The sequence below is a fragment of the Brevefilum fermentans genome (assembly GCF_900184705.1).
Taxonomy (GTDB): Bacteria; Chloroflexota; Anaerolineae; order Anaerolineales; family Anaerolineaceae; genus Brevifilum; species Brevifilum fermentans.
Map to the genome: position 1 here is coordinate 2,342,617 of NZ_LT859958.1, position 23,734 is coordinate 2,366,350.

The following is a 23,734-nucleotide window of genomic DNA, read 5'->3' on the forward strand; positions in this document are numbered from 1 at the left end:
TGTTCCTTAACGAGATTGTGTATTCTCCTGGGCAACCTGGTTGTAAACCGATGCTTCTACAATTTTACCGTCCAGCAAATGGATAATGTGAGAAGCAAACTGCGTCATACGCGGGTCGTGGGTAACCATCAGAACCGTCCGCCCGGATTGATTGAGCGATGCCAAAATTTCCATGATGCTGAACCCGATCGTCGTGTCGAGATTGCCGGTGGGTTCATCAGCCAGGATGAGTGAGGGGTTGTTGACCAGAGCTCGGGCGATGGCGACACGTTGCTGCTCGCCGCCAGAGAGCTCTGCAGGTTTGTGGGTGGCACGGTCTGCAATCCCGACCTGCTCTAAATAAAACATTGCCGTTTCATTGCGTTTTTTACGGGGAATGTTCATAAAACGCATGGGAAAACTGACATTTTCTACCGCATTGAAGGATTGAATCAGGTTGAAGGATTGAAAAACAAAACCAACAGTCTGGCGCCTGAAAACAGCCAGGTCGTTTTCATCGAGCTGTGACAGCCTGCTGCCATTCAAGTAGATTTCGCCACTCGTCGGCCTGTCCAGTCCACCAAGCAGGTGCAGCAAAGTGCTTTTCCCAGAACCAGAAGGTCCCATCACCACCGACAGGGATTTTTCAGGCAGATTCAGGTCAACGCCGTTGAGTGCCTTAACGGTACCCGAGCCCATTCGGTAGTGCTTGGTGAGGTTGGTGGTATTAATATAATCCATCATGACGCTATATTAAAAATAGATGAATGGCCTCACAGCACCCAGTCCACCCAGTTGTGTGCGAACAATGCCGGGGATTAGCGCCAGGACGATAAAAATCAATAGGGCGATCAGCGCGGTCGATATTGCTTTGCTTGTTTTGAGGTCGCTGATGATTGGACTCCCCACAAGGAGTAAGATGACGAACCAGATGCCGTACAGGTCCACCAGCTCCAGAACCAATCCAAGGTAAACTCGCCAGCCGCCAGCCTGCTGACTGATTAACCCGGAGAGCCCGGGATAGTTGATCACTTGCCGGGTAGAAAGCAGCGCAACGCTCTGCACCAGGCTGCGCAGTGCAAAGGGCACCGCGGCCCAGGCGACAAAATTGAGGTAGGCTTCACGGCTTTGCCGGGAGCCCTTAAGCGTCATCAGCAAGTGCAAAATGCTGCTGAGCAGGAACCAACCCAACCATAGTCCGGCTAAGCTGCCAATCATTGGGAAGATAACTGTGAACAGGGGCCCTTGCATGGCGATTTGTCCTTCCGCAAATTGGTTTTGTTGTTCAGGCGTCCAGTACAAAAAATCGTCCGGGGGCTGTTCAAGGTTCATGAGGGTGTGCTGCAACCTGGCTGGGCCGCCAGCCAGCGCTGCAAGGATAATCAAGGCTGTCAGCAACAGCATCGGAATTCGCCAGGCATTCACTTCGATATTGGCTAAGTCATTAAAAACACGCCGAGGAGCATAAAAAATTTCCAATAAATAACGCCAATGTCTTTTTGGTGATTCAATCTGTACGTGTGCGGGCTTGTTCTCATCTGCCATTTTTGATCTCCGTATGAGTCGGGTAGACTTTAATATAGACGGAATTTGTACTGCTTGTGTTCCACAGTATTATAGCTGATTGTAAGGAGAAGTAGGAAAAACAGAGTATAGAAGAAAGGTGACAGGCGGTAGTCATAGAGAGAGTTGGTGAAACATGGCTGGCAAAAAACTTCAACCTCCTCCCCTTGATCACGCACATTAACCTCACCTCGGCGTGGACACAGCCTTAATCTCAACAGAAGAATTCACAAACCTCATGCATTCCTACCAATTGTTAACATTTATGTGGTAATCTTCAAGGAATAATTAAATAGAACATCAATCCATGGTGAGCCGATGGATTTGAAGGAGATTTGCATGGAATCGAAAAGCCTCCGCACCTGTTTATTGACAGTCCTCGCATTGGTTTTTTTGGTATTTGTCTTCGGACTGGGTTTTGGCGCTGGTTATGTCACCCCCCGACTGCTGGGGAGAACGCCTTCCGTTACGGGGCCGGTCACCTGCCCGCCCTGTCCTGAGACGGTCATCACGCCGGGCGAAGATGGTGAAACCGTTGTTGTCACGCCAATTGAGTGCCCCAAATGCCCTGAAATCCCCTATGTGGATGCCGAGGGCGATACTCCCGAGGAATTGCAAGGTTTATTTAACCCCTTCTGGGAGACCTGGGATATTGTCCACGAACTGTATGTTGATCAACCCGTAGACCAATTGGCGCTGATGCGCGGCGCCATCATCGGCATGCTGGATGCCCTGGGTGACAAGCATACCTCTTATATGACGCCCGATGAGTTTAAACAGGCCAATGAAAACCTGGAAGGTGAATATGAGGGTATTGGCGCCTGGGTCGATACCTCCGGAGACTATATCGAGATCATCAGCCCCATGCGCGGTTCCCCGGCTGCTGAAGCGGGCTTGCAACCCAAAGACCTCGTCATCGCTATTGACGGCGAGGATATGACCGGCATTCCAGGCGACCTGGCGCTCAAGCGCATCCTTGGCCCTGCCGGAACCCAAGTAACCCTCACCATCCGTCGCGGCGACGAGACCTTCGATGTCGTCATTACGCGTGCGAATATCATCGTCCCCACCGTGGAATCTGAAATGCTGGAAGACAACATCGCCTATATTCAATTATCGAACTACGGCGATAAAACCACCCAACAACTGCGAGATGCTTTAAAGAGCCTGCAGTCACAGAAGCCGGAAGGTTTGATCCTCGACCTGCGCGGCAATGGCGGCGGTTACCTCAACACCGCTATCCAGGTGGTTTCAGAATTCATCGCTGACGGTGTGGTCATGTTCGAGCAATATGGCGATGGCGAAACCTTCACATACCAGGCAATACCGGGTGGGTTAGCCACCAAAATTCCGCTTGTGGTGCTGGTTGATGGGGGTACTGCTTCCGCTGCGGAGATCACCGCCGGTGCCATCCAGGACCACAACCGGGCGCCGCTGGTGGGCGACGTAACGTATGGCAAGGGTTCTGTTCAAAGCTGGATTACGCTGAAAAACGATGCGGGCGGTGTGCGTGTCACAATTGCCCGCTGGCTCACACCTAACGGGCGCCAGATCAGCGAAATCGGCCTGGAACCTGAATATATCGTCGAATTAACCGTCGAAGATTACGAGGCTGGGCTCGATCCGCAATTGGATAAAGCCATCGAGGTCTTGAAAGAATTGATAAAATAAGCGAATGAAGCAAGGCAAATCATGATGAATCCGATGTTTAACATCAACTACCTGGTTTACATGCTCCCGGCGCTCTTGCTGGGGTTGATAGCCCAGGTTTATGTCCAAAGCCGGTACAACAAGTGGAGCAAGGTGCAAAACCGATCCGGCATGTCCGGCGCCCAGGTTGCACAACGCCTGATAGAACGACAGGGTATGCACAACCTCCAGCTCAAAGGTATCGCCGGTCAGCTAACCGATCATTACGACCCACGCAATAAAACCCTGGCCCTCTCGCAGGGCGTTGCCCAAACCTCAAGTGTGGCAGCGATGGCGATTGCCGCCCACGAGTTGGGTCATGCCCAACAGGATAAGGATAACTATCTGCCCATGCGCCTGCGTTCAGCCCTAGTGCCCATGGTGAATATCGGCACCAACCTGGGTTGGATTTTGATCATGCTCGGGCTGATCATCCAGATCAGCGGGTTAGCCTGGCTGGGAGTAATTGCCTTTTCTGCTGGCGCGATCTTTTCTGTAGCGACTCTGCCCGTGGAACTGAACGCTTCTCGTCGGGCACGCGTTATGCTTAAATCCAGCGGCTTGATCATGACACAGGCAGAGGATCAGGGCGTGAAACAGGTGCTGAATGCTGCGGCACTGACCTATGTGGCTGCCATCGCCACCTCTCTGATGCAATTGCTGTACTTCGTCTCCCTGGTCGGCGGCAGAAGTCGGCGACGGTGATGATCGAGAGTCAGGATCCAGCGTTTTGTGATTGGAAATTAGGAATTAGGATATTGGTATTAGATGTGCCGTCCTGAAATATGTTTACGGGTAGCGAATAAAACTGAAAGGGATTTCAGGATGAAGAACAGATGTAAATGGATTCAACATGCAAAATAATCGTAAATTTCAGTTAATACACATTTTTTTAATGAGTATCCTCATCCTTACGGGTTGCCATTTTCCACAAACGCCCTTGGAAACCATACCGGCTGCCTCCGCAACCCTGACCGCCACACCGCCAGACCCCACACACACCGCTGAAGTCCCGCCGCCCACCCTTACCCCGACGGTCACAGCATCCCCTTCACCAACACCACCCCCGCCCACAGCAACGCCGACCCCTGTTTTGGTATATCACGAGCCTGGCGAGGTCGTTGCGCCGATTTTGCTTTACCATCACATTGACGGGGATGATTACGATAACCGTTACCAGGTAGCGGTTCCTGATTTTCGCGCCCAAATGCAATGGCTTTACGATCACGGCTATACCGCCATCACGATCTCTACCCTGGTTGACGTGCTGCTGGAGGGCGGTGAACTGCCAGAAAAACCAATCGTGCTCACCTTTGATGACGGTCATTTAAGTGTGTATGAGAAAGCCTTTCCCATCATGGAGGAATACGGCTTTCCGGGCGTGTTTTACATCGTCGCCAACCGCATCAATGGCTCTCCGGATTTCGTTGATGTGGAACAAATCAAAACCATGCTGGATGCCGGCTGGGAGGTCGGAAGCCACGGCTACTCTCACCTGGATGTCACCCAAAATCATTACGCCGCAGAATACGAAATTGCCCAATCAAAGTATGACCTGCAAGCTGCCCTGGAGGCACCGGTCAACACTTTTGCCTATCCCTACGGGTTGATCGATCCATATACCGCCACAATGGTCAGCAACGCTGCTTACAAGGCAGGCATGGGTTTGGGAGTGTCCATTACCCACACCTGGGGGAATTTGTTTTATCTTAATCGAATCGAAATCTATGGCAGCGATTCGTTGGAGGAATTCGCAGCCAGGTTCGCCCAGAACCCATAATCCTGAAATCCGTCGTCAAATGTGCGCATAATTCAATCAGATTGATTGAAAACGACATCCCCCAATGCTTTTCATTCCGGGGTCGATGTTTTTCGAGCAGCTAAACGGTATCGGTCAGGGTTTATAAATTGCGAATTCTGAAAACCCAACCATGATTTCCCTTTGATCCCAGGTGCCGACGAAGAGTCCGGCCTGACCAGGCCAATAGATATCGCTATCGACATCAACCAGCAGGGTGCTGTTGACCGCCAGGGCAAACCCATCATATCCGCAATAAGCAGACAGGGTGTTAATTCCACCGGTAGGAATAGCACTCGAAGGGGTCCAATCGACTACCGAGACCGGCTTATCATCCACCAGCGCCCAGATTGTGTAATAACCATCTTCGCTGATTTCAAGGACGGTAAAGTTCCCTTTATCCACATAGCCGCAGACGAAGCCAAAATCACCGTCCCCTGCCGCCAGCAAAACCTCATAATCAACCGCCATGATGATATTTGAATACGAATCTGGCAAGATGGAATAAATATAGGTGCTCTCGTCGATCACTTTGATCACCAACTGCCTGTCCAAAATATCCGCCCAGCCCTCGTTATAATCTTCAAGCAGCCACTTGTTGCGATTATCTTCGAATGTGTCGTACAGCAACACATCACCTTCATAATCGTAATCATCAACATACTCTTCTGACGGGGGCTCCTCAATAATTGCCACCTGGCCAGCCAGGGCAGCATCGATTAAGGGAAGCGCCAGGTTGATTGGGCGCAGCGCGTTAATAAATCCACCGGTGGGCACACAGTTATCAAATTCATCAATGACGCCGTCCCGGTTCGTATCCGCCAGGGCGCGGCAATCTACAACCTGCCCCTCCAAATCACCCGAGCCGACCTGCGTGGGCACACCGATGATCTCGCCCTGGGGGGTAGCTGCCAGGCCACCGCTGTTGCCGCCAGCGATGGTTGCCGAGGTTTTGATGTAAGCACGGTTGCCGTAAGGAGCTTCTGCTGTAAAACCGCTCACCTCTCCACGCGTCAGCGTGATGGTCTCACCGCCAATGCCCGGATAACCAATGATAACGAGGGGATCACCCAGTTTAAGCGTTTCAGCCCGTCCAATTTTCACCGGTTCGATCCCCAGCGCGCTGAAATTCGGTGGGTTTCCATTCAGGTCCGACCTGATTTTAATCACCGCCAGATCCAGGTTATAGTCCGCTTGCAGCACATCCGCATAGAACATCTCTTTAGGCGGTTGATCCGGTTCTTCGGTGATCGAGATCACCAGGTCAACCACAGTGTAAAACCGATCCGAAAGTACCACATGTGCATTGGTCAGGATCAGTCCATCCTCAGAAATAATCGTGCCAGACCCCGTCCAGCCATCAATCACATCACCATAGAACTCGACAAGAGCGGTAATCTGCACAACCGCCTGAAAGGGGATCACGTCGCCCATCACCGCTGACGCCGTTGCGGTCGGTTCTACAACCACATCGCTTTGATCGGCAGCGATGACCACACTGACAGGGACCGTAATCGAATCTGAAGTTGTTTTCACACTCACCGGGTCTTTAATTTCACCAGGACTGACCGCCTGAAAATGAAAGGTCACCGTTTCTCGTCCATTGGGAGCAATCATCATGTCGTATGCGAATTTATTCTGCAATCCAGAACCCGCAGGATCGACGCCGAGCACGGTTGCTCTTTCGGTCATTGAATTGGGCAGAAGGATTTCGGTCACCGTCACATTTCGGTTGCCGGTGTTCGAAAGCACAACTTCAACGGTAAAAGCCTCTCCAATGCTGACCGGACCCGACGGTGCAGCAATTTCGACGGTCAACCCACCTTCTGTTTGTCCGTTAAACATCGACCCCAGACATCCCAAACCGGCGATCATAACAAAAGATAATAAGCCCAGGATGAGCCATTTATTCAGGGCGCGCCTTTGAGTCCAGCCATGTTGTATTTTTTCAGGAATGTGATCTTCAGTTTTGTAATCAGCCATCATCATCCTCGTTCTTTGATAGGAAACCAGTAATAAGTTCATGAATTATAAGCCCTGTCAAACGGTTAATAAACCACCTGTTTTTCCTGTCGATCAATCAAACGACATTGATTGATTTATCGGCCTCTGTTTTTGTTCAGCCCAGCTTGCATGATTCGGCAACGATCATGCCACAGGCGCTCATAATCCTCGGCGTCCAAAAGCCTGCCCGCCAGATCAGCGATGGAATAAACCCCCTCGGCATGGCACCAGCCCACACAAATGCGGTAAGCCTCCCAATCCAGTTCATCCGGATCGGGATAAGCCGGTATGGCGTCAAACCCCGCCAGATAAGCTGCAAAAGCTCGGGTGTGCCCATCGGTCATCACCAACAGACCGTCCAAGTCCTTGTAGGGTATTGAATCAATACTTTGCAGGCAATGCGGATTAAGTTCGGCTTGAACCCGCGCAAGTTTTTCGCGGCTGATATACAGCTGTGAGGGCTGTAAATCGCACAACCTGATCAGGCGTACCTCTGACTGGTTAGCCATCGGGTCAATACCCTTTCCAGCGCAATTGATAAGTGCCAGCGCAAATCGAAATCTGCTCGTAATGAACGGAAAATCCAGCCTGGTTGAGCATGCCTGCCAGGGGCTCGGCGCACCAGTAATATTCATCCTCATCCCAAGAATCAAAAAACTTTTTCCGCACAAAATGGTAATCAGCCTGGTGCTGAAAAGAAATATCCCCGATGATCATTGCCCCGTCTGCTTTCAAGCTATTTTTTGCCAGCTTGGTCAAAATTTTTATTTTCAGGGGGTCAGGAAACTCATGCAGGGTATAGGCTGACAGGATGCACTCAAAGCGCTGCTCAATTTTTGCCAGCCAATCCTCACCAACCAGATCAGCCTGAATAAGGTGTGCAGCGGGCAGCGCCAGGCGAGCTTTTTCCAACATCGCTGCAGAAAAATCCAGGCCCCAGATTTGGTCAACAGGAATGGGCAACCGCCGTGCTAAATTGCCCGTACCAACTCCCACATCGAGGACCCGGTGACCGGGTTGGAGCTCTGCGGCTGTGAGCATGCTTTGCAAAACAGCATCATAACCGAAAAACGGGAATGCTTCCTTTCCTTCCAGGTCTTCGTCATAGGTGGACGCCCAACGATCAAACAGGTTTTGGCGCTTGTTTGTTTGTGACAATTTAATGACCTCTGCAATCGGCAAGTTCTTTACGTCATTTTATCATTTTTCGAATACGACCATCAAACGCAACCCGGGCAACAACTATGGATGAAGTCCTCAATTCGGACCATCATTTTGCATTTTTTTAAGAATAATACTATGGATCGCCAGAGATCTCACACCACCCGAGCATGAGCCGGTTAATAGTACTGGGCGGAAAATAATTCGTCCTTATGATAAAATTAACCAGGAACCCAGGTCAGCTCGGGTTCCATTAAATCGTTTCATTGTAAGGAGATCGTTATGAAACAAAAAAGTATGATCTTTGGTGGCATTCTGCTGGTCCTAATAGGCGCATTTCTGCTCAGCCGGGAAATCTGGCCAGGATTATTTCAATTCTGGGATTGGCCGTTTTTTATCATCGGCCTGGGCGGTGTTTTCATCCTCTGGGCAATTGTCAACAAAACTGGCGGACTGGCTGTCCCCGGAGCAATCCTGGCAGGCATCGGTGGCATCCTTTATTACCAGAGCCTGACCAAGGATTGGGCTTCCTGGTCGTATATCTGGGGATTGATCCCAGGCTTTGTAGGTATCGGGGTGATCCTCAGCGGGATCATCGATGGCAATTATAAAGAAGCCTTTACCGGAGGGCTTACCCTCCTGTTGATCAGCGGTGTATTATTTTTTGCCTTTGGAGAGTTCTTCGGGCTGTATGCAGAGATAACCCGTTACTGGCCGATATTGTTGATCCTTCTGGGTGTGATTGCCCTGGTACGCGCCGTCTTCTCCAAAAAGAAAATGCGTACCTGAACCCATTGCCAACACATTGGCAATTTCTGTAAAATGACCTGCACATCAACGTTCACAGGGCTGAATGTTCATTACATCCAGCCCTGTTGTGATGCAGTCAGAATTGAGATTATCTAATCCACCCGTTCCCAGGCTTCCTTCACTTTCTGATAAGTAACCTCCAGGGATTCTGGAACCACCCGCGTACCACTCAGGATGGAGATAAAGCTCGTGTCGCCCCCCCAGCGTGGGACGATGTGCATATGCAGGTGATCGGCAATGCCTGCCCCAGCCACGCTGCCCAGGTTCATCCCCACATTAAAACCTTCCGGCTTATACACGTCACTCAATACCCGTACCGCCTTTGCGACCAGTTCCATCAGCTCACAGCGCGCCTCTGAGGTGAGATCATCCAGCTTGCTAACATGCAGAAAAGGGACGCACATCATATGTCCGCTGGTATACGGGTAGCGGTTCAAAATCATAAAAAGATTTTCGCCACGATGAAAGACCAGGTTTTCCTGTCCATCCTCTCTTTCAGCTGCCAGGCAAAAGGCACAAGCCCGCTCAGCAGCGTCTCCTTGAATATATTTCATCCGCCACGGTGTCCATATATGGTTCATTGAGTCTCATCCTTTCGCTGCGTTCATAATTGTATCCGAATTAAACCGGGTAAGGAACATTCCGCTCTGGGGGTCTTTTCCTGCCAAAAGTGGGTTAGCAAGCGAAGAAGGAGGACATCAAAGGCAGATGTTGCAAATAAGAAAATTTCATCTCCGCAGATCAAGAATTGACAGGGATTAATAGAACAAGATTTGCCCATTTTCTTATTTTTTACGCCTTGACCTGCTTGTGGATTAATCTCAACCCCCTCGCCAGGGGTATGATTATTGGATATACTTAACCCATTTTCAAGTGATAGCGATACCATGGAACAATACAGCCTTTTTCAACCACAAAACATCCTCAGCGTCAGTCAGCTAACCGGGTACCTGCGCCAGTTAATTGAGGACGATGACCTGATGCAAGATCTGTGGGTTGAAGGTGAGATTTCCAATTTTTCCCGACCCTCTTCAGGTCACCTGTACTTTACCCTTAAAGACAGCCAGTCCGCCATCCGCTGCGTGATGTGGCGCAATTCAGCAGCACGCTTAACCTTTGAACCTCGCGAGGGATTGGCCGTCGAAGCCCACGGTGGAATGGGCGTCTACGAGACCTCCGGTCAGGTGCAGCTCTACGTCGACACCATACGCCCTGCCGGTGAAGGTTTGCTCTTCCAGGAGTTTCTGCGCCTGAAAGCCAAATTGGAGGCTGAAGGCCTGTTTGACCCGTCCACAAAACAACCCATCCCAACCCTGCCCAAGGTGATTGGCATCGTCACTTCACCAACGGGCGCTGCCCTGCAGGACATGCTCAACACCCTGCGGCGCAGGTTTCCGGTCGTTGAAGTGGTCATCGCACCGGCGTCGATGCAAGGGGTTGCAGCCCCGGGTGAGATCGTGGCCGCCCTGGAGCTGCTTAACCGCCAGGTCAAACCGGATGTGATTCTCGTCGGGCGTGGCGGCGGTTCGATTGAAGACCTGTGGGCTTTCAACGATCAGGCTGTAGCACGCGCCGTGGCTGCTTCGGAAGCACCGGTCATCTCAGGCGTCGGGCACGAAACCGACTTTACCCTGACCGATTTCGCCGCAGACCTGCGCGCACCCACGCCCACCGCCGCAGCCGAAGTCGCCACCCCGGATCGCGTTGATTTACTGGGAGCCATTACAGAGCTATCTAACCGACATACCGCTTACCTGAATTCGCGCCTTTCCAGCCTGCGCTGGTCGCTCGGACAAGCACACAATACCCTGGCGCGCATTTCTCCCCGCTATGCAATCAATACCTATCGCCAACGCCTGGACGAAATCAGCCTGCGCCTGGAACGTGCCGCCCGGGTCGCCCTGGAAAGAAAGACCTTACATTTAGCTCACCTGGAGCAATCTCTGCGCAGCTTGAACCCCCGCGCGGTGCTCAACCGCGGATATGCCATCGTCACCCGAACCAGCGACGGCGCCCTGGTCAAACGGTTTGACCAGGTGAAGCCGCAGGATGACATCCGCATCCAGGTCAGCCAGGGGACGATGGATGCCCGTATTTTAAAAACCCACCAGGAGAATAAACATGACCGATAACCCATCTGAAGATATCCAGGCAATGGATTTTGAAACCGCCTTTAATGCCCTGCAGGAAAATGTGAGCAAACTTGAAGGGGAAGACCTACCCCTCGAACAAGCCCTGGCTTTGTTTGAGTGCGGACAGGCTCTGGTCAAACGCTGCGCTGCTTTGTTGGAAGAAGCCGAGCTTAAAGTCCGCACCTTAACTGTGGATTCTGAAGAAGCCACAGAAGCATAACACCATGCCACTATCCGGTCTGCTTCACAACCCGGTCTTCATTGCCACCCTGGTGACTTCATTTGTGGCCCAGGTTCTCAAACTGCCCCTCAGCTACCTGCAAACCCGGGAATGGAATTTTTCGCTGCTGTTCAGCACCGGCGGAATGCCCAGCTCGCACTCTGCCGTGGTTACTGCCGCGGCTGCGGGTGTGGGCTATTATACCGGCTTCAATACGCCCCTGTTCGGCCTGGCTTTTGCCATCGCTGTTGTGGTGATCTACGATGCCACCAATATCCGCCGCCAGGCCGGCTTCCATGCCCAGCAGATCAATCGCATTATTAAAGAAATGTTCGGTGGTGAAAAAGCACCGGTGGAGGAGTTCAAAGAATTGCGCGAAGTGCTGGGACACTCACCTATCGAAGCCCTGGGCGGTGTGATCCTGGGAATACTGGTCAACCTGGTATTCTGGCAGCTCTGGCCTTGATTTTATATTTCAGTCAATGGTAAGTGGAAAAATGGGGGTTTGGGATTAGATATTCGCAATCAGGAGATTGGGATCCGGAAAAGCAATGCCCTACCAAGCGCCTGGAGCGCAGCGACAAAGCGAAAGAAGTGTAGCGAAAGGGGTTGAGATACAGCAAGTAAAAAATAATCTTGTGCTAAAGAAAAGACCCGCCGATTTTCTGAAGCGGGCGGGTTAGCTCTGAACTGTCGCAGTCCGTGTTCAACATTGGCAAATTTGTAGTAAAATTCCCTCTTTATATGAACCATAACCCTTAATCAACAACTGGCGCATCCATATCAAACGATGAAAAAACAATCAACCCTCGTCATTATCGGTCTTTTTCTTGTAACTTTACTGTTTTTGCTTTCAGCCTGCAACGCACCGGAGGATCTAACAATCGCAAAAACCACCCCGGTAATCGATCCGCCCGATCCTGACCCCGTCAGCCCAACGCTGTCTCCATCGCTTACAGCAACAGAATTACCAACCCTGACGAGCACACCCTTGCCTACGGCTGAAAAGTCATCAACTGCAACTGCGACTGCGACCACAACTCCAACCGCCACACCGACAAAATTCTCAGGCTTCGAGAATGCACGGGTGTACAAAGCCTATGCAGGTTTTGAGGGAACTGTGTTTTATTTCATCGTAGTCGGAGTGGAATCACCTTATTTCGGAACCGTCGATGGTCATGATCTGACCTGCGAGCCTGATCCCAACAAGGTTAACCTGCTGGTGTGCAACACAAATGCGAACTTATTTGGCACCAGCCTCAAAGCGTTTGAGTTTTTCGCAGATGAAGCGCATACCTACCAGGTTTATGCGGGGTCCTTTGTCACCGGTCTTGACATCATTCCACTCACCCCAACCCCTGTGGGGTTCATCTGGCCAAGGGCAGATTATTTGCCTGCAGATATCACCTGGGGCTACAATCCTCCCGACTGCCCCGTCAGGGGGATTAATTTATCATGCGAAATCGAATACCGCCGCTACGAAGACAACTCCTGCCTGGTTGGGATGAGCTGTTATGACTCGTGTGGCTTCTATTATTCGGTTGATACGATCAAAGACAAATCCGGAGAGTGGGAATCCTCCGGTCCCTGCTGGTAAAAAATTGCCTTTCATTGTGGTGGATTGGGAATTGTTGGTTGGTATATTTACCACTATTAATTAATTGGCGAAATTGAAAGATTTAACAAACTTATTACGGCTTTTAAAGTTTTCTGCCAAACTGTAATCTAGAGGCTGGGTTGACATTAATCAGATTGTTAAAATTCTGGTTTTAAAGTAAAATATTTAATCATTTTTATTGGTACTTCAGGAGTCAAAAAATGAAATCGAGTCGATTATGGATAATTGTGCTGATTATTCTCAGCAGCATGATGCTTGCCTGCCGTTATTCAATTAACTACCAATTTTTCGAGAAAAAATGTCCCAATGAAGTTACATATATTCAAAATGAATACATTAAAGCAACAACTGTGGACCGGCTTGAGAATGGTTGGTCTATAGGATTAGTCCATGTCTTTTACGGAAAATATGTCGATGAGGCTGGTAATGAACGCTTTGGACGCAACGCACATATCTCCGTGAGGAATGACATTACAGGGGAAAGTGACTCGCTTGTCGTACATAAATGTGAAATCTTCTACACCGGTGATACGGGTTACCAGGTAATAGGTCTAAAAATAAACACCTCATTCAAAAGTATGCCCGGTTCAAGCAATGGCTATATCTTGCTCGGTCAACTCCCCTGAGAGAATGTGATCCTCTTTAAACTCAAATCCTCTAAAGTTTTTGTATTAAAGACGATTTTCACAATTTTCCACCACAAACTTGCAAAGAGGCCTTCTTGGCAAAATCACCAGCAATTAAAATATAACTGCCAACTTCTCCTGCCGCAGGGGCTGGTCAATCTTTCCGATATTAGCCACAAAGCATAGCAAAAACAGGATACATTAAAACGCTAACCCAGGTGCTCTTCCAGGAAGTGTTTTAAAACAATGGCATTATTATGTTCAGTATCATGTGTGCTATAAAGCAAGGTCACGTCTGCATTTTTGGCTGCTTTCAATATTGGCTCCCACCCCGCTGGGTTGCCCTGTAACTCAGCCCGATAGCGTTCTTCGAATTGCGGCCACTTTTCCGGATCATGCCCAAACCATTTACGCAGTTCAGTGCTGGGTGCCACATCTTTCAACCAGGCATCCATTTTTAGAGATTCTTTTTTCATCCCGCGCGGCCACAAACGTTCAACCAGAAAGCGCACCCCATCACTTTCGTCAGCCTCTTCATAAACACGTTTTAATTTGATCATCTTTCCTCCTTCGAGGTAATCCTTAAAGATTTATCATCAATACCTTTCATCAACAGATGAAAATATATCAAACCGCCATAGTCTTTCCAGGGCTCCAAAACTTGATGAGCCCCATCGTGATCCAACTTTTCTGGCAAACCCAACCAGCGCTGTAAATTATTACGTCCACCCACATCATCACCCGGGAAAATGTGCGTTCGCCCAAGTCCTCGCAGAAGAAAATATTCCGCTGTCCAGCGTCCGACGCCTTTCAATTCACATAATCGTTCCACTGCACTGCGGTCATCCAGCAAACGAATCGTTTCCAAGTCGAGTTCACCATCAACAATTGATCGCGCAATTCCAGTAATATATCGGGCTTTCTGGTAACTGAACTTCATCCTGCGCAAATCTTCGATGTCGGCGTCTGCCAGGTCTTGAGGGCGCGGGAAGGCATGATAAGTCCCATCATTGTTTTGAAATTCAACACCGTAAGTTTTCACCATTTCGTTCAATATCCGGATTCCCATGGTCAATGTCAACTGCTGGCAGGCAATAGCATTCACCAGAGTCTCAAAATAGGTTGGGTAACGTGTTGGTTTGAAGCCGCGAAACCGATCAACGAGTGGTTTTAAATCGTCGTCCTGATCAGCCAGGCGGTAAAAATCATCCAGGCGCAAATTAATCCCCAGCACTCGCTCCACAGTTGTGGTAACCTGGCGTTCTATTTCGCTGCTCGCCTTGTGGCTGTGAATGGAAACATGGAGTTGCGGTGTGTCCACCTCGCCTAACATCCTCACCTCGATTTCAAACGGCGTTCCCGCATTGTCGATCAACACGCGCCGGTAGGTTTCGCCATCCCAGCGATCGACAATGTTATCCGGTCGCCGGCGCAGCGCCCAAACGGTGTGATCCAGTCTGAAGGGCGGAACAGGATTTAAGATTAATCGACGTTCTTCCATGAGTCAGCGGTCAACCTCCTGCCAAATTTATCGATCATCGGGCGCATGCCTCAACATCTTCATTTTTCCAGGGTATTCTTTTTCGCCACGGGATGGTTCGGCTGGTAAGATCCCGCCAGCGTGTGAAAACTGATCGCCAGCCGGTTCCAAGAATTGATAGCGATAACTGCCAAGGTTAAATCGACCAGCTCCTTCTCTGAGAAATGCTCCCTGGCTTGGGCATAGACCGCGTCGGGCACATGGTTCTGGTTGATTAATGTAACATGTTCTGCCCACTCAAGCGCAGCCCGTTCACGCGGTGTGTAAAACGGTGCTTCCCGCCAGGCACTCAGCCCATACAACCGTTGCTCACTTTCGCCCTGGCTGCGGGCGTCCTTTGTATGCATATCAATACAAAAGGCGCAGCCGTTGATCTGCGAGGCACGCAATTTGACCAGTTCCACCAGCTCGGGTTCAAGTCCGGACTGTTTGATGTAAGCTTCCAGCTTGCCTAAGATTTCAACGCCTTCGGGGGAGGTTTTGGGATAACTCAGCCGTGGTTTCATTTGACTTCACCATCTCCTTTCGAACGAAATTGATTATGAATTTCGTTCATAATTTTTCTTTTTATTTTCTTTCTTCTACACGCTTAATTTTGCTATATTAGACAGAATTTGTCAAATTAAGCAAGAAATAACACATTCTAAAAGCTATGGGATTTTGAGATTGGAACCCTTCGCGATGCTTTATTCACTGCGCATCAAAATCCACCCCACTATCCCCCCAGGGGGCTTTCACAATTGGGTTCCATTTAGTAAACTGAGCCAGGTTTTAAGCCACAAATCAATAATGATTGTTCAGTCATTCGATATTGGCTGATAACAAGGTTTATCTGTGGACTGTCTCACATGGTCTGCAGCCAGGTTTTATCTTATGGCAATTATTGAAGCCACCGATCTGGTGCACTCATACGAATACGAAGGGAGTCACAATCGCTCCATCGACGGGATTACCCTCCATATTGAACAGGGAGAGTGGCTCGTTATTCTGGGCAAAAACGGGAGCGGCAAAACCACCTTCGCCAAGCATATCAACGCCTTGCTGCCCGTCCAGGGTGGGGAACTGAGTGTTGCCGGGCTGGATGCGCGCGATCCAGCCAATATCTGGGAAATCCGCAGGCACTGCGGCATGGTGTTCCAGGATCCCAACAACCAGTTCGTTTCATCAGTGATCGAGGAAGATATCGCCTTTGGGCTGGAGAACTACGACACGCCCGAAGGTGAAATCCCCGCGCGGGTTGAACGTGCGCTGGCGATTGTGGGCATGGACGGCTTCGAAAAGAAGTCCCCGCACATGCTTTCCGGCGGTCAGAAACAGCGCATCGCGATCGCCGGCGTTCTGGCTATCGACCCGCAGATCATCCTGTTCGACGAAGCGACCAGCATGCTCGACCCGGAGGGTCGGCAGGAAGTTCTCTCCACCATCCACAAACTGCATGCAGAAGAAGGCAAGACGATCGTGATGATCACCCACCTTGTGGAAGAAGCAACACTGGCTGATCGCGTCGCTGTTTTCAGCCAGGGAAGGCTGATCGGCGCCGGCAGTCCAAGGGAAGTCCTCAGTGACCTGGATTTATTGCATAACGCCGGTTTAACCCCGCCCCTACCGGTCAAAGCCTATTATGACCTGCAAAAAGAGGGCGTGACGCTGCCGTGCTGCCCGCTAACCCATCATGAACTGGTTGAGGTTCTATGCCCATCGAAATAAAGCATGCCTCCTACACTTATTTCCCGGGCACCATCTTCGAGGCGCCGGCGCTCCAGGATTTAAGCCTGAAGATTGATGATGGCGACTATGTCGGGATCATGGGCAAAACCGGGTGCGGTAAATCCACACTGATCCAATTGATCGCGGGGTTAATGCAGCCTTTGGAAGGGCAAATCATCATCGACGGCAAGGACATCAACGCCCGCGATTACCCGCGAGAGGAACTGCGCCGAAAGGTGGGCATTGTCTTTCAATATCCCGAAGTGCAGTTATTTGAAACCAGCGTTGAAAAGGACGTCGCTTTTGGATTAAAACATTCGGGATTATCCAAAACTGAAATTGCCGAAAATGTCCGCTGGGCGATTGAAACCGTCGGCCTCGACTTTGAGGCGATCCGCGCCGAATCGCCGTTTAGCCTTTCCGGCGGTGAGAAGCGGCGGGTTGCCATTGCTGGGGTTCTGGCGGCAAAACCAAAAATCCTGATCTTTGATGAACCGATTGTTGGTCTTGATCCCCACGGCAGGGCAGCTTTTCTCGAGCTTACCGGGCATTTGAACGCAACCGGCGCGACGATCATCATGGTCTCGCACAATGCTGATGCCATCGCAGAAAACGCCCAGCGCGTGATCGTACTCGAAGACGGTCGCTTGCTCATCGACGCCCCCGCAAAGCACGCCTTCAGGGACGTTACATTACTCCAGGAAAAAGGCGTTGGCATCAGCCCGGCCAGGGAAATGGCGCACCTGCTATCCGCCTGCGGTCATCCCATCCCCCAAGACACCATCCGCTATCAGGAACTGCTGCCCTTCTTAATCAACCTTGGCAAGGGGGCCAGCTCATGAACCGTCTTCCAACCGGTATGTACCTGCCAGGCGATTCACTGATTCACAAGTTAGACCCACGCGTCAAGCTGCTGGGGCTGTTTATCTCAGTTATCGCCATCATCCTCGTCAGGTCGCTGATCGGTTACGGGATCATCCTGGTTTTTCTGGCTCTCACTGTAGCACTATCCGGCATTTCAATCAAAATTGCCCTCAATTCGGTTCAAAAACTATCCTGGTTCTTTTTGGTCATTTTCTTGATGAACACCTTTTTCTACAGCCCGGAAAATGCCTGGTTCTCCTGGTGGATCTTCAAACCCTCTCCCGCTGGTTTGATGCAGGGCATCGACGTTGTGTTGCGCGTTATTTTTGCACTGGTTGCCAGCAATGTCATTACCAGCTCCACAGCGCCGATGGAGATCACCAACGCACTCGAAGCCCTTATCTCCCCATTTAAGCTGATTGGCGTCCCTGCCGAGCAAATTGCCATGATCTTGTCGATTGCGATCCAATTTATTCCAACCTTTTCTGAAGAGACGGAGATGATCCGCAAAGCACAGACAGCCAGGGGTGCAAGGTTTGACAGCAAAAAATTGACCGAAAAAGCCGCTGCAGTGCTGCCACTGGTCGTTCCGATCTTTTTATCTGCGTTCAAACGTGCTGACGAGCTTTCCATAGCCATGGAAGCCCGCGGCTACCGTTCTGCATCCGGCCGTACCAGGAAAAAATTCGCCCCCCTGCAGGCAGTGGATTATTTCGCCCTGTTGATTGTGATTGCGATCTGTATATTTCAAATGATCATCAGGTAGATTGCGAGGTTGTCAAAATGATGCAGGTGATGGTGTTCAGCGTGGGACTTGGAAGTACCGTCCCTCTAGCAGGGTTCTCCCTGTGTCCTGAAAGGGCAGCAGGCCAGGGAGGTCAACACCGCAACTTGCATCAAGTTTAGAACAGGTTCAACTTATATTATCTTTGAAAAAAAAGGAGAAAAATATCATGAAAGAAATGTCCGTTGTTAAAAAATCGATTATCACCGCGGTTTGCCTGGCGCTGTGCGTGGTTCTACCGCAGGCGTTTCATGCCGTCCCCAATGCCGGTTCGGTGTATCTGCCAATGCACATCCCGGTCCTCCTGTGCGGCCTGATTTGTGGCTGGCCCTTTGGATTGTTGTGCGGACTGGCGGGTCCTGCCCTGTCTACGCTGTTTACCGGTATGCCCCCGGTTGCGATTTTACCTGTTATGATGATCGAGCTGGCTGTTTACGGGTTGGTGAGCGGTTTGATGATGACCTTGATCCGCACCAAGAAAATCTACCTCGATTTGTACATCAGCTTGATCATCGCCATGCTAACCGGGCGGATTGTCGCAGGCCTGGCGAGGGCTTTCATCTTTGCGCGTGGAGCCACCACCATGGCCACCTGGGTTGCCAGCTATTTTGTCACCAGCCTGCCGGGCATCATCATCCAGCTTGTGCTGATCCCGACGATTGTCTTTGCACTGATGAACGCCAGGCTGATCCCCCGGCGTTATCCAAAATCAGCATAAGAGCATTACTGCGCCCTAACTGCCCGCCGGCGCTGAGGGGAACATCCACATGAATCAGCAGGAGATCATCAAATTTTTTGATCGCCGTGCACCGGATTGGGATGCAGAAATGATTCGCGACGATGCGGTGATTGATGCTATCCTCGATAACGCCGGTGTGAAAGCTGGCGATGATGTGCTGGATGTCGCCTGCGGTACGGGTGTATTGATCCCGGATTACCTGCAGCGCGGCGTGTCACGGATCACGGCAGTGGATATTTCACCGGAGATGATCGCACACGCCCGCCGGAAGTTTTCCCAGCCCAATGTTCACCTGATCTGCGCCGATGTTGAAACCTTTGCGTTTGAGTCAGCCTTTGACCGCATCATCGTGTATAACGCTTTTCCGCATTTTTTCCAACCCGCCAGATTGATCGAAAAGCTGGCGGGTGACCTTAAACCCGGTGGCGTGTTGACAGTCGCCCACGGCATGAGCCGCGCCAGCATCGATCAGCATCACCAAAGCACCGCCAGCAGCGTATCCATTGGATTGATGCATGAAGATCAGCTTGAAACTTTATTTGGGCAATATCTGACCGTGACGGTGAAGATCTCAAACGAGCGGATGTACCAGGTCGCCGGGACAAAAGCTAAATTTTAATAAGCGCTGCGCCAGCGGTTGAAAAATAGCGTTTTTTATTTTATAAACCGATCAATGGCGGTGTTCAGGTCGCTGATCGCCTTCTCATCCCCCTCTTTGGCTGCCTGAACAATGCAATGACTGATGTGATTCTTCAACACCAGGTTTCCAGTGTTATTGATCGCCGCTTTCACCGCAGCAAGCTGGATCAGGATCTGGCTGCAATCGGCATCGTTTTCGACCATGCGCTTGATGGCCTCAATGTGACCCACAGCCTTCGAAAGACGATTGATCACCGCCTTTTTTTCAGCCTGGCTGTGAACATAGGCATGCTGCGCATGATCGTGATCCGGGTGTGGGCTTGTTCCTCGATTATCAGAGCGATTGTTCATCTGCATTCACCGTGTTTGGCTTAATTCTTTTTTCCGCTTACCAGACCTTATTTTACCCCGATCAAATGATATCCCAAAGGAGGGGCAGGTCTCTGTGCCTGCCCTGGGCGGACACGGAGGTCCGCCCCCACGATGGGATTGTCGATGTCAATCCCGGTCTTCCGTCTCCCGTCCCCGGTCTCTCCATTCACCATCATCGCCCCTGAATGCGGTGAGTGTGAACACCAAAAACCAGAAACACCGGTGAGATCCGACGCAACCCTCAGAATGGTTTATAATTAAACCGATGCCATTATCAGAAGGGGACCTGCCATGGAGAAACTGCTCACTCAATACCTTAAAGATATCGCCGATACCGAGAAGCGCGGTGACGCACGTGAAGAAACCTTTTACCCTGCGCTGAAAACCCTGTTTTCCGGCTTCCCGCTTGAAAAAGGGCGTAGAACCGATGTAACCCAACTGCCCAAACAGACCGAAGCCGGCAACCCTGATTTTCGCGTGTGGGACGGCGACCACTTCATCGTCGGTTATATTGAAGCCAAGGCGCCAGGGACCAACCTGGATCAGGCTGAAACCAGCGAGCAGTTGGAGCGTTACCTGAACACCTTTCCCAACGTGATCCTGACGGATTTTTACGAATTTCGCCTGTACCGCAATGGGATCATGATCGACCGGGCAATTATCGGGCGACTCTTCACCGCCAGAACCTTAAAAACAACACCCCCCCTTGAAAATATTGACGCGTTTGAAAAATTAGCGAACCGCTTTTTCTCATTCAAACTCCCCAAAACTTTCACTGCGGAAAGCCTGGCTGTTGAACTTGCCAAGCGCACCCGTTTTCTGCGCGACCAGGTGGTCGCCGAAGAGCTGCGTGAATCAGAGCGGGGAAAGGGCGCAATTTACGGTTTTTACCAGGCCTTTCAGAAATACCTGATCACCAGCCTGACCCCCCAACAATTTGCCGATCTCTATTCCCAGACGATCGCCTACGGGCTGTTCGCTGCTCGCACCCGCGCCGATGGGGACTTCAACCGGAAAATTGCCTTTGACTACATCCCCCAATCGATCGGCATCCTGCGGGAGGTGTTCCAGTTTATTTCCCTGGGCAACCTCTCCGATCAGATGGAAGTGATCGTGGATGACATCACTGCGGTGCTGAACGCTGCCGATATCAACAGCATCCTCGACCAGTATTACAAGGAAGGCCGCGGCGAAGACCCGATCGTACACTTTTACGAGACCTTCCTCAACCAGTACGACCCGCAAACCCGCGAACGGCGCGGCGTGTATTACACCCCCGAACCGGTGGTGAAGTACATTGTCCGCTCGGTGCACAGCCTGTTGAAGACCCGTTTTGGACTGCGAGACGGGCTGGCTGACCCATCCGTCACCGTACTGGATCCGGCCGCCGGCACCCTGACCTTTCCGGCGGAGGCGATCCGCCTAGCGGTAGAGGAATACGTGGGTAAATATGGCCAGGGTGGCAAGCAGGGCTTTATTCGCAACCAGATTCTGAAAAATTTCTACGCGCTGGAACTGATGATGGCGCCCTACGCCATCGGGCACATGAAGATCAGCTATTTACTTGAGTCACTCGGCTATCAACTGCAGGGGGATGACAGCTTCCAGCTCTACCTGACCAACACGTTGGAAATGGAGGAGATCGAGCAGATCAGCATTCCCGGAATCAGCGCACTGAGCGTGGAAAGCCGGCTGGCGGGCAAGGTGAAGCGCGAGCCGATCATGGTGATCATGGGCAACCCGCCCTATTCCGGCATCTCTGCAAACAAGAATGCCTGGACGGAGAAACTGCTGAAGACCGATGTTGACGGCGCACAGGGCTATTACACGGTGGACGACAAACCGCTGGGTGAGCGTAACCCCAAAATGCTGCAGGACGATTACGTCAAGTTCCTGCGCTTTGCCCAGTGGAAGATTCACAAGGCTGGCAAGGGGGTGGTGGCGATGATCACCAACCATGCCTACCTGGATAACCCCACCTTTAGGGGCATGCGCCAATCGCTGATGAAGACCTTTGATGAGGTATTTATCCTTGACCTCCACGGCAACAGCCTGAAGAAGGAAACCGCCCCGGATGGCGGCAGGGATGAAAATGTCTTTGACATCCGCTTGGGTGTAGCAATTATCCTTCTAATTAAACAGTACAAAAATGCTAAATTCATAAAAGCAATAAAACACAGTAATTTGTTTGGGTTAAGAAGTGAAAAATATCATTATTTAACTGAAAACCAACTTAACACAATTCCATGGAAAGAAATCCATCCAAAATCGAAGTTTTATTTTTTTATACCGAGGGATTCATCATCAGAGAAAAAATATTATCAATTACCAGCAATAACAGATATTTTTATTCAATACAGTAGTGGAATAAAAACCCATCGAGATCATTTTGTTTACGATATTGGTAAAGATGCGTTATTACGCCGAATTAGACAATTCCGGGATATGTCTAATCCTGATGAAATTATTGCTTCTGCATACAATTTGCGTGACACAAGTTCATGGAATTTGGGGAAAAGTCGAAGAGAATTATCAAGATTAGAAAATTTGGACAGTTATGTCTTTCTTTGTCTTTATAGACCCTTTGATATCCAAAACATATTTTATCACCCAAGCCTTGTTGACAGGAATCGGTTTGAAGTCATGCAACATATGCTTGATGAGAATATTGGCTTGACTGTTGGCCGTCAAGGGCAGGTTGTCGGGAAACAACAGAAATGGAATTTAGCATTTATTTCAGACAAAATTGTTGATGTGAATTTATATTATCGAGGCGGGGCGGTGCTTCTGCCTTTATATTTAAATAAAGAAAATCAAGAGTTTAACCTTTTTAATCAAGATTCGAACGGTAAACAAACAAATATTTTGCCGCAAAAATTAACAAAACTAATGATTGAATATGACGATAGTTTTTCACCCGAAAATATCCTTTATTATATTTATGCGGTTTTATACAGCAATATTTATCGTATTTCTTATGCAGACTTCCTGAACAACGATTACCCTCGAATTCCATTTACAAAAGATCCAGAATTATTTATAGCTGCTGCTTCATTGGGAAGGAGGTTGGCTAATTTGCATTTGCTGAAAAGCCCGGAGCTTGACCAGCCGACCGTCAAATACCAGGGGCAGGGCGATGATCACACCATCGGGAAGCCCAGCTATAATGAAGACGAACAACGCGTTTACATCAACAAAACCCATTATTTTGAGGGCGTGCCGCCCGAGGTGTGGGCTTACCAGATTGGCGGCTACCAGGTGCTGGACAAATACCTCAAAGACCGCAGGGGTCGCAAGATGGACGACCCGCGGCATTACATCCACATCGCCACCGCGCTGGAAAAGACGATCGAAATCCAAGCCGAGATTGATGCGCTCTACCCCGAGGTGGAGGAGGATGTAATAGAGTTTTAGAGATAAAATAATTATTTTCGGAGGAGAAATGCGTAATTTATACTAGAAATCGAACAACATAACAAAGAATTTAAT

At 50.2% G+C, this 23,734-nt stretch carries 25 protein-coding genes; 15 read left to right on the forward strand and 10 right to left on the reverse strand.

Annotated elements, in window-relative coordinates:
• Positions 1-6: 6 nt before the first annotated feature.
• Positions 7-723, reverse strand: a complete 717-nt coding sequence (locus tag CFX1CAM_RS10230; RefSeq protein ID WP_197687130.1) for an ABC transporter ATP-binding protein — start codon at positions 721-723, stop codon at positions 7-9.
• Positions 724-732: 9 nt separating this feature from the next.
• Positions 733-1,524: a Yip1 family protein gene (locus CFX1CAM_RS10235; RefSeq protein WP_087862930.1), complete on the reverse strand. Its 792-nt coding sequence runs from the start codon at positions 1,522-1,524 to the stop codon at positions 733-735.
• A 357-nt stretch (positions 1,525-1,881) separates the two neighbouring features.
• On the opposite strand from CFX1CAM_RS10235, the gene CFX1CAM_RS10240 reads away from it, so the two are divergent.
• From CFX1CAM_RS10240 to CFX1CAM_RS10250, 3 genes are all read left to right on the forward strand, one after another.
• Positions 1,882-3,213, forward strand: coding sequence for a S41 family peptidase (locus tag CFX1CAM_RS10240; RefSeq protein WP_157891851.1), 1,332 nt, complete (start codon positions 1,882-1,884; stop codon positions 3,211-3,213).
• A 21-nt stretch (positions 3,214-3,234) separates the two neighbouring features.
• Positions 3,235-3,936, forward strand: a complete 702-nt coding sequence (locus tag CFX1CAM_RS10245; RefSeq protein ID WP_197687131.1) for a zinc metallopeptidase — start codon at positions 3,235-3,237, stop codon at positions 3,934-3,936.
• Positions 3,937-4,084: 148 nt separating this feature from the next.
• A complete protein-coding gene (locus CFX1CAM_RS10250) occupies positions 4,085-5,011 on the forward strand; it encodes a polysaccharide deacetylase family protein (protein WP_087862932.1) in 927 nt (308 codons plus the stop codon).
• Between the two features lie 114 nt (positions 5,012-5,125).
• On the opposite strand, the gene CFX1CAM_RS10255 is transcribed toward CFX1CAM_RS10250, so the two are convergent.
• The 3 genes from CFX1CAM_RS10255 to CFX1CAM_RS10265 all read right to left on the reverse strand — a co-directional run bounded on the left by CFX1CAM_RS10255 (position 5,126) and on the right by CFX1CAM_RS10265 (position 8,191).
• The gene (locus CFX1CAM_RS10255) at positions 5,126-7,012 is read right to left on the reverse strand and encodes a S1 family peptidase (protein WP_157891852.1); all 1,887 of its coding nucleotides are present in this window, start codon (positions 7,010-7,012) and stop codon (positions 5,126-5,128) included.
• Between the two features lie 116 nt (positions 7,013-7,128).
• Positions 7,129-7,542 carry a hypothetical protein gene (locus tag CFX1CAM_RS10260; RefSeq protein ID WP_087862934.1) on the reverse strand — a complete coding sequence of 138 codons (414 nt, stop codon included), beginning with the start codon at positions 7,540-7,542 and terminating at the stop codon, positions 7,129-7,131.
• A 4-nt stretch (positions 7,543-7,546) separates the two neighbouring features.
• Positions 7,547-8,191, reverse strand: a complete 645-nt coding sequence (locus CFX1CAM_RS10265) for a class I SAM-dependent DNA methyltransferase (RefSeq protein WP_157891853.1) — start codon at positions 8,189-8,191, stop codon at positions 7,547-7,549.
• A gap of 285 nt (positions 8,192-8,476) precedes the next feature.
• Here CFX1CAM_RS10265 and CFX1CAM_RS10270 point away from each other — a divergent pair, with 285 nt between their 5' ends.
• The gene (locus CFX1CAM_RS10270; protein ID WP_087862936.1) at positions 8,477-8,983 is read left to right on the forward strand and encodes an NfeD family protein; all 507 of its coding nucleotides are present in this window, start codon (positions 8,477-8,479) and stop codon (positions 8,981-8,983) included.
• A gap of 113 nt (positions 8,984-9,096) precedes the next feature.
• Here CFX1CAM_RS10270 and CFX1CAM_RS10275 read toward each other — a convergent pair whose 3' ends face one another.
• Entirely contained in the window at positions 9,097-9,558 is a 462-nt protein-coding gene (locus CFX1CAM_RS10275; protein WP_197687132.1) for an HIT family protein, read from the reverse strand.
• Positions 9,559-9,891: 333 nt separating this feature from the next.
• On the opposite strand from CFX1CAM_RS10275, the gene xseA reads away from it, so the two are divergent.
• From xseA to CFX1CAM_RS10305, 5 genes are all read left to right on the forward strand, one after another.
• Positions 9,892-11,136, forward strand: coding sequence for an exodeoxyribonuclease VII large subunit (gene xseA / locus CFX1CAM_RS10285; RefSeq protein WP_087862939.1), 1,245 nt, complete (start codon positions 9,892-9,894; stop codon positions 11,134-11,136).
• Entirely contained in the window at positions 11,126-11,356 is a 231-nt protein-coding gene (gene xseB, locus CFX1CAM_RS10290; protein WP_197687133.1) for an exodeoxyribonuclease VII small subunit, read from the forward strand. Before xseA ends, xseB begins: the two co-directional genes overlap by 11 nt.
• A gap of 4 nt (positions 11,357-11,360) precedes the next feature.
• On the forward strand, positions 11,361-11,822 hold the full coding sequence (locus CFX1CAM_RS10295) for a divergent PAP2 family protein (RefSeq protein WP_087862940.1): 462 nt from the start codon (positions 11,361-11,363) through the stop codon (positions 11,820-11,822).
• A 324-nt stretch (positions 11,823-12,146) separates the two neighbouring features.
• The gene (locus tag CFX1CAM_RS10300; RefSeq protein ID WP_087862941.1) at positions 12,147-12,953 is read left to right on the forward strand and encodes a hypothetical protein; all 807 of its coding nucleotides are present in this window, start codon (positions 12,147-12,149) and stop codon (positions 12,951-12,953) included.
• Positions 12,954-13,174: 221 nt separating this feature from the next.
• A complete protein-coding gene (locus CFX1CAM_RS10305) occupies positions 13,175-13,600 on the forward strand; it encodes a hypothetical protein (RefSeq protein ID WP_087862942.1) in 426 nt (141 codons plus the stop codon).
• 209 nt (positions 13,601-13,809) lie between these two features.
• Here CFX1CAM_RS10305 and CFX1CAM_RS10310 read toward each other — a convergent pair whose 3' ends face one another.
• From CFX1CAM_RS10310 to CFX1CAM_RS10320, 3 genes are read right to left on the reverse strand one after another with little or no spacing between them, the layout of a single operon-like run.
• Complete coding sequence (locus CFX1CAM_RS10310; RefSeq protein WP_087862943.1) at positions 13,810-14,160, reverse strand: DUF488 domain-containing protein; 351 nt, start codon at positions 14,158-14,160, stop codon at positions 13,810-13,812.
• On the reverse strand, positions 14,157-15,101 hold the full coding sequence (locus CFX1CAM_RS10315; RefSeq protein ID WP_087862944.1) for a DNA-3-methyladenine glycosylase family protein: 945 nt from the start codon (positions 15,099-15,101) through the stop codon (positions 14,157-14,159). Before CFX1CAM_RS10315 ends, CFX1CAM_RS10310 begins: the two co-directional genes overlap by 4 nt.
• Positions 15,102-15,160: 59 nt before the next feature.
• A complete protein-coding gene (locus tag CFX1CAM_RS10320) occupies positions 15,161-15,646 on the reverse strand; it encodes a carboxymuconolactone decarboxylase family protein (protein WP_087862945.1) in 486 nt (161 codons plus the stop codon).
• A 367-nt stretch (positions 15,647-16,013) separates the two neighbouring features.
• On the opposite strand from CFX1CAM_RS10320, the gene CFX1CAM_RS10325 reads away from it, so the two are divergent.
• The 5 genes from CFX1CAM_RS10325 (at position 16,014) to CFX1CAM_RS10345 (ending at position 19,853) form a co-directional block, all read left to right on the forward strand.
• Complete coding sequence (locus tag CFX1CAM_RS10325; protein WP_087862946.1) at positions 16,014-16,847, forward strand: energy-coupling factor transporter ATPase; 834 nt, start codon at positions 16,014-16,016, stop codon at positions 16,845-16,847.
• Entirely contained in the window at positions 16,832-17,689 is an 858-nt protein-coding gene (locus CFX1CAM_RS10330; protein ID WP_087862947.1) for an ATP-binding cassette domain-containing protein, read from the forward strand. Before CFX1CAM_RS10325 ends, CFX1CAM_RS10330 begins: the two co-directional genes overlap by 16 nt.
• Positions 17,686-18,477, forward strand: coding sequence for an energy-coupling factor transporter transmembrane component T family protein (locus tag CFX1CAM_RS10335; RefSeq protein WP_087862948.1), 792 nt, complete (start codon positions 17,686-17,688; stop codon positions 18,475-18,477). Before CFX1CAM_RS10330 ends, CFX1CAM_RS10335 begins: the two co-directional genes overlap by 4 nt.
• A 187-nt stretch (positions 18,478-18,664) precedes the next feature.
• The gene (locus CFX1CAM_RS10340) at positions 18,665-19,213 is read left to right on the forward strand and encodes an ECF transporter S component (protein WP_087862949.1); all 549 of its coding nucleotides are present in this window, start codon (positions 18,665-18,667) and stop codon (positions 19,211-19,213) included.
• A 49-nt stretch (positions 19,214-19,262) separates the two neighbouring features.
• Positions 19,263-19,853 (forward strand): class I SAM-dependent methyltransferase, encoded by a 591-nt coding sequence (locus tag CFX1CAM_RS10345; protein WP_087862950.1) that lies wholly within the window; start codon positions 19,263-19,265, stop codon positions 19,851-19,853.
• Positions 19,854-19,888: 35 nt separating this feature from the next.
• On the opposite strand, the gene CFX1CAM_RS10350 is transcribed toward CFX1CAM_RS10345, so the two are convergent.
• Complete coding sequence (locus tag CFX1CAM_RS10350) at positions 19,889-20,224, reverse strand: metal-sensing transcriptional repressor (protein WP_087862951.1); 336 nt, start codon at positions 20,222-20,224, stop codon at positions 19,889-19,891.
• Between the two features lie 312 nt (positions 20,225-20,536).
• On the opposite strand from CFX1CAM_RS10350, the gene CFX1CAM_RS10355 reads away from it, so the two are divergent.
• The gene (locus CFX1CAM_RS10355) at positions 20,537-23,659 is read left to right on the forward strand and encodes a type ISP restriction/modification enzyme (protein ID WP_197687134.1); all 3,123 of its coding nucleotides are present in this window, start codon (positions 20,537-20,539) and stop codon (positions 23,657-23,659) included.
• Positions 23,660-23,734 lie beyond the last annotated feature (75 nt).

Bases quoted from the DNA above. Each gene is read 5' to 3' on its own strand.
- CFX1CAM_RS10350 (WP_087862951.1), bottom strand. From the start codon at position 20,224: ATGAACAATCGCTCTGATAATCGAGGAACAAGCCCACACCCGGATCAC.
- CFX1CAM_RS10255 (WP_157891852.1), bottom strand. From the start codon at position 7,012: ATGGCTGATTACAAAACTGAAGATCACATTCCTGAAAAAATACAACAT.
- CFX1CAM_RS10295 (WP_087862940.1), top strand. From the start codon at position 11,361: ATGCCACTATCCGGTCTGCTTCACAACCCGGTCTTCATTGCCACCCTG.
- xseB (WP_197687133.1), top strand. From the start codon at position 11,126: ATGACCGATAACCCATCTGAAGATATCCAGGCAATGGATTTTGAAACC.
- CFX1CAM_RS10355 (WP_197687134.1), top strand. From the start codon at position 20,537: ATGGAGAAACTGCTCACTCAATACCTTAAAGATATCGCCGATACCGAG.
- xseA (WP_087862939.1), top strand. From the start codon at position 9,892: ATGGAACAATACAGCCTTTTTCAACCACAAAACATCCTCAGCGTCAGT.
- CFX1CAM_RS10250 (WP_087862932.1), top strand. From the start codon at position 4,085: ATGCAAAATAATCGTAAATTTCAGTTAATACACATTTTTTTAATGAGT.
- CFX1CAM_RS10305 (WP_087862942.1), top strand. From the start codon at position 13,175: ATGAAATCGAGTCGATTATGGATAATTGTGCTGATTATTCTCAGCAGC.
- CFX1CAM_RS10300 (WP_087862941.1), top strand. From the start codon at position 12,147: ATGAAAAAACAATCAACCCTCGTCATTATCGGTCTTTTTCTTGTAACT.
- CFX1CAM_RS10245 (WP_197687131.1), top strand. From the start codon at position 3,235: ATGATGAATCCGATGTTTAACATCAACTACCTGGTTTACATGCTCCCG.
- CFX1CAM_RS10235 (WP_087862930.1), bottom strand. From the start codon at position 1,524: ATGGCAGATGAGAACAAGCCCGCACACGTACAGATTGAATCACCAAAA.
- CFX1CAM_RS10345 (WP_087862950.1), top strand. From the start codon at position 19,263: ATGAATCAGCAGGAGATCATCAAATTTTTTGATCGCCGTGCACCGGAT.
- CFX1CAM_RS10260 (WP_087862934.1), bottom strand. From the start codon at position 7,542: ATGGCTAACCAGTCAGAGGTACGCCTGATCAGGTTGTGCGATTTACAG.
- CFX1CAM_RS10240 (WP_157891851.1), top strand. From the start codon at position 1,882: ATGGAATCGAAAAGCCTCCGCACCTGTTTATTGACAGTCCTCGCATTG.
- CFX1CAM_RS10315 (WP_087862944.1), bottom strand. From the start codon at position 15,101: ATGGAAGAACGTCGATTAATCTTAAATCCTGTTCCGCCCTTCAGACTG.
- CFX1CAM_RS10275 (WP_197687132.1), bottom strand. From the start codon at position 9,558: ATGAAATATATTCAAGGAGACGCTGCTGAGCGGGCTTGTGCCTTTTGC.
- CFX1CAM_RS10230 (WP_197687130.1), bottom strand. From the start codon at position 723: ATGATGGATTATATTAATACCACCAACCTCACCAAGCACTACCGAATG.
- CFX1CAM_RS10320 (WP_087862945.1), bottom strand. From the start codon at position 15,646: ATGAAACCACGGCTGAGTTATCCCAAAACCTCCCCCGAAGGCGTTGAA.
- CFX1CAM_RS10335 (WP_087862948.1), top strand. From the start codon at position 17,686: ATGAACCGTCTTCCAACCGGTATGTACCTGCCAGGCGATTCACTGATT.
- CFX1CAM_RS10330 (WP_087862947.1), top strand. From the start codon at position 16,832: ATGCCCATCGAAATAAAGCATGCCTCCTACACTTATTTCCCGGGCACC.
- CFX1CAM_RS10325 (WP_087862946.1), top strand. From the start codon at position 16,014: ATGGCAATTATTGAAGCCACCGATCTGGTGCACTCATACGAATACGAA.
- CFX1CAM_RS10340 (WP_087862949.1), top strand. From the start codon at position 18,665: ATGAAAGAAATGTCCGTTGTTAAAAAATCGATTATCACCGCGGTTTGC.
- CFX1CAM_RS10310 (WP_087862943.1), bottom strand. From the start codon at position 14,160: ATGATCAAATTAAAACGTGTTTATGAAGAGGCTGACGAAAGTGATGGG.
- CFX1CAM_RS10270 (WP_087862936.1), top strand. From the start codon at position 8,477: ATGAAACAAAAAAGTATGATCTTTGGTGGCATTCTGCTGGTCCTAATA.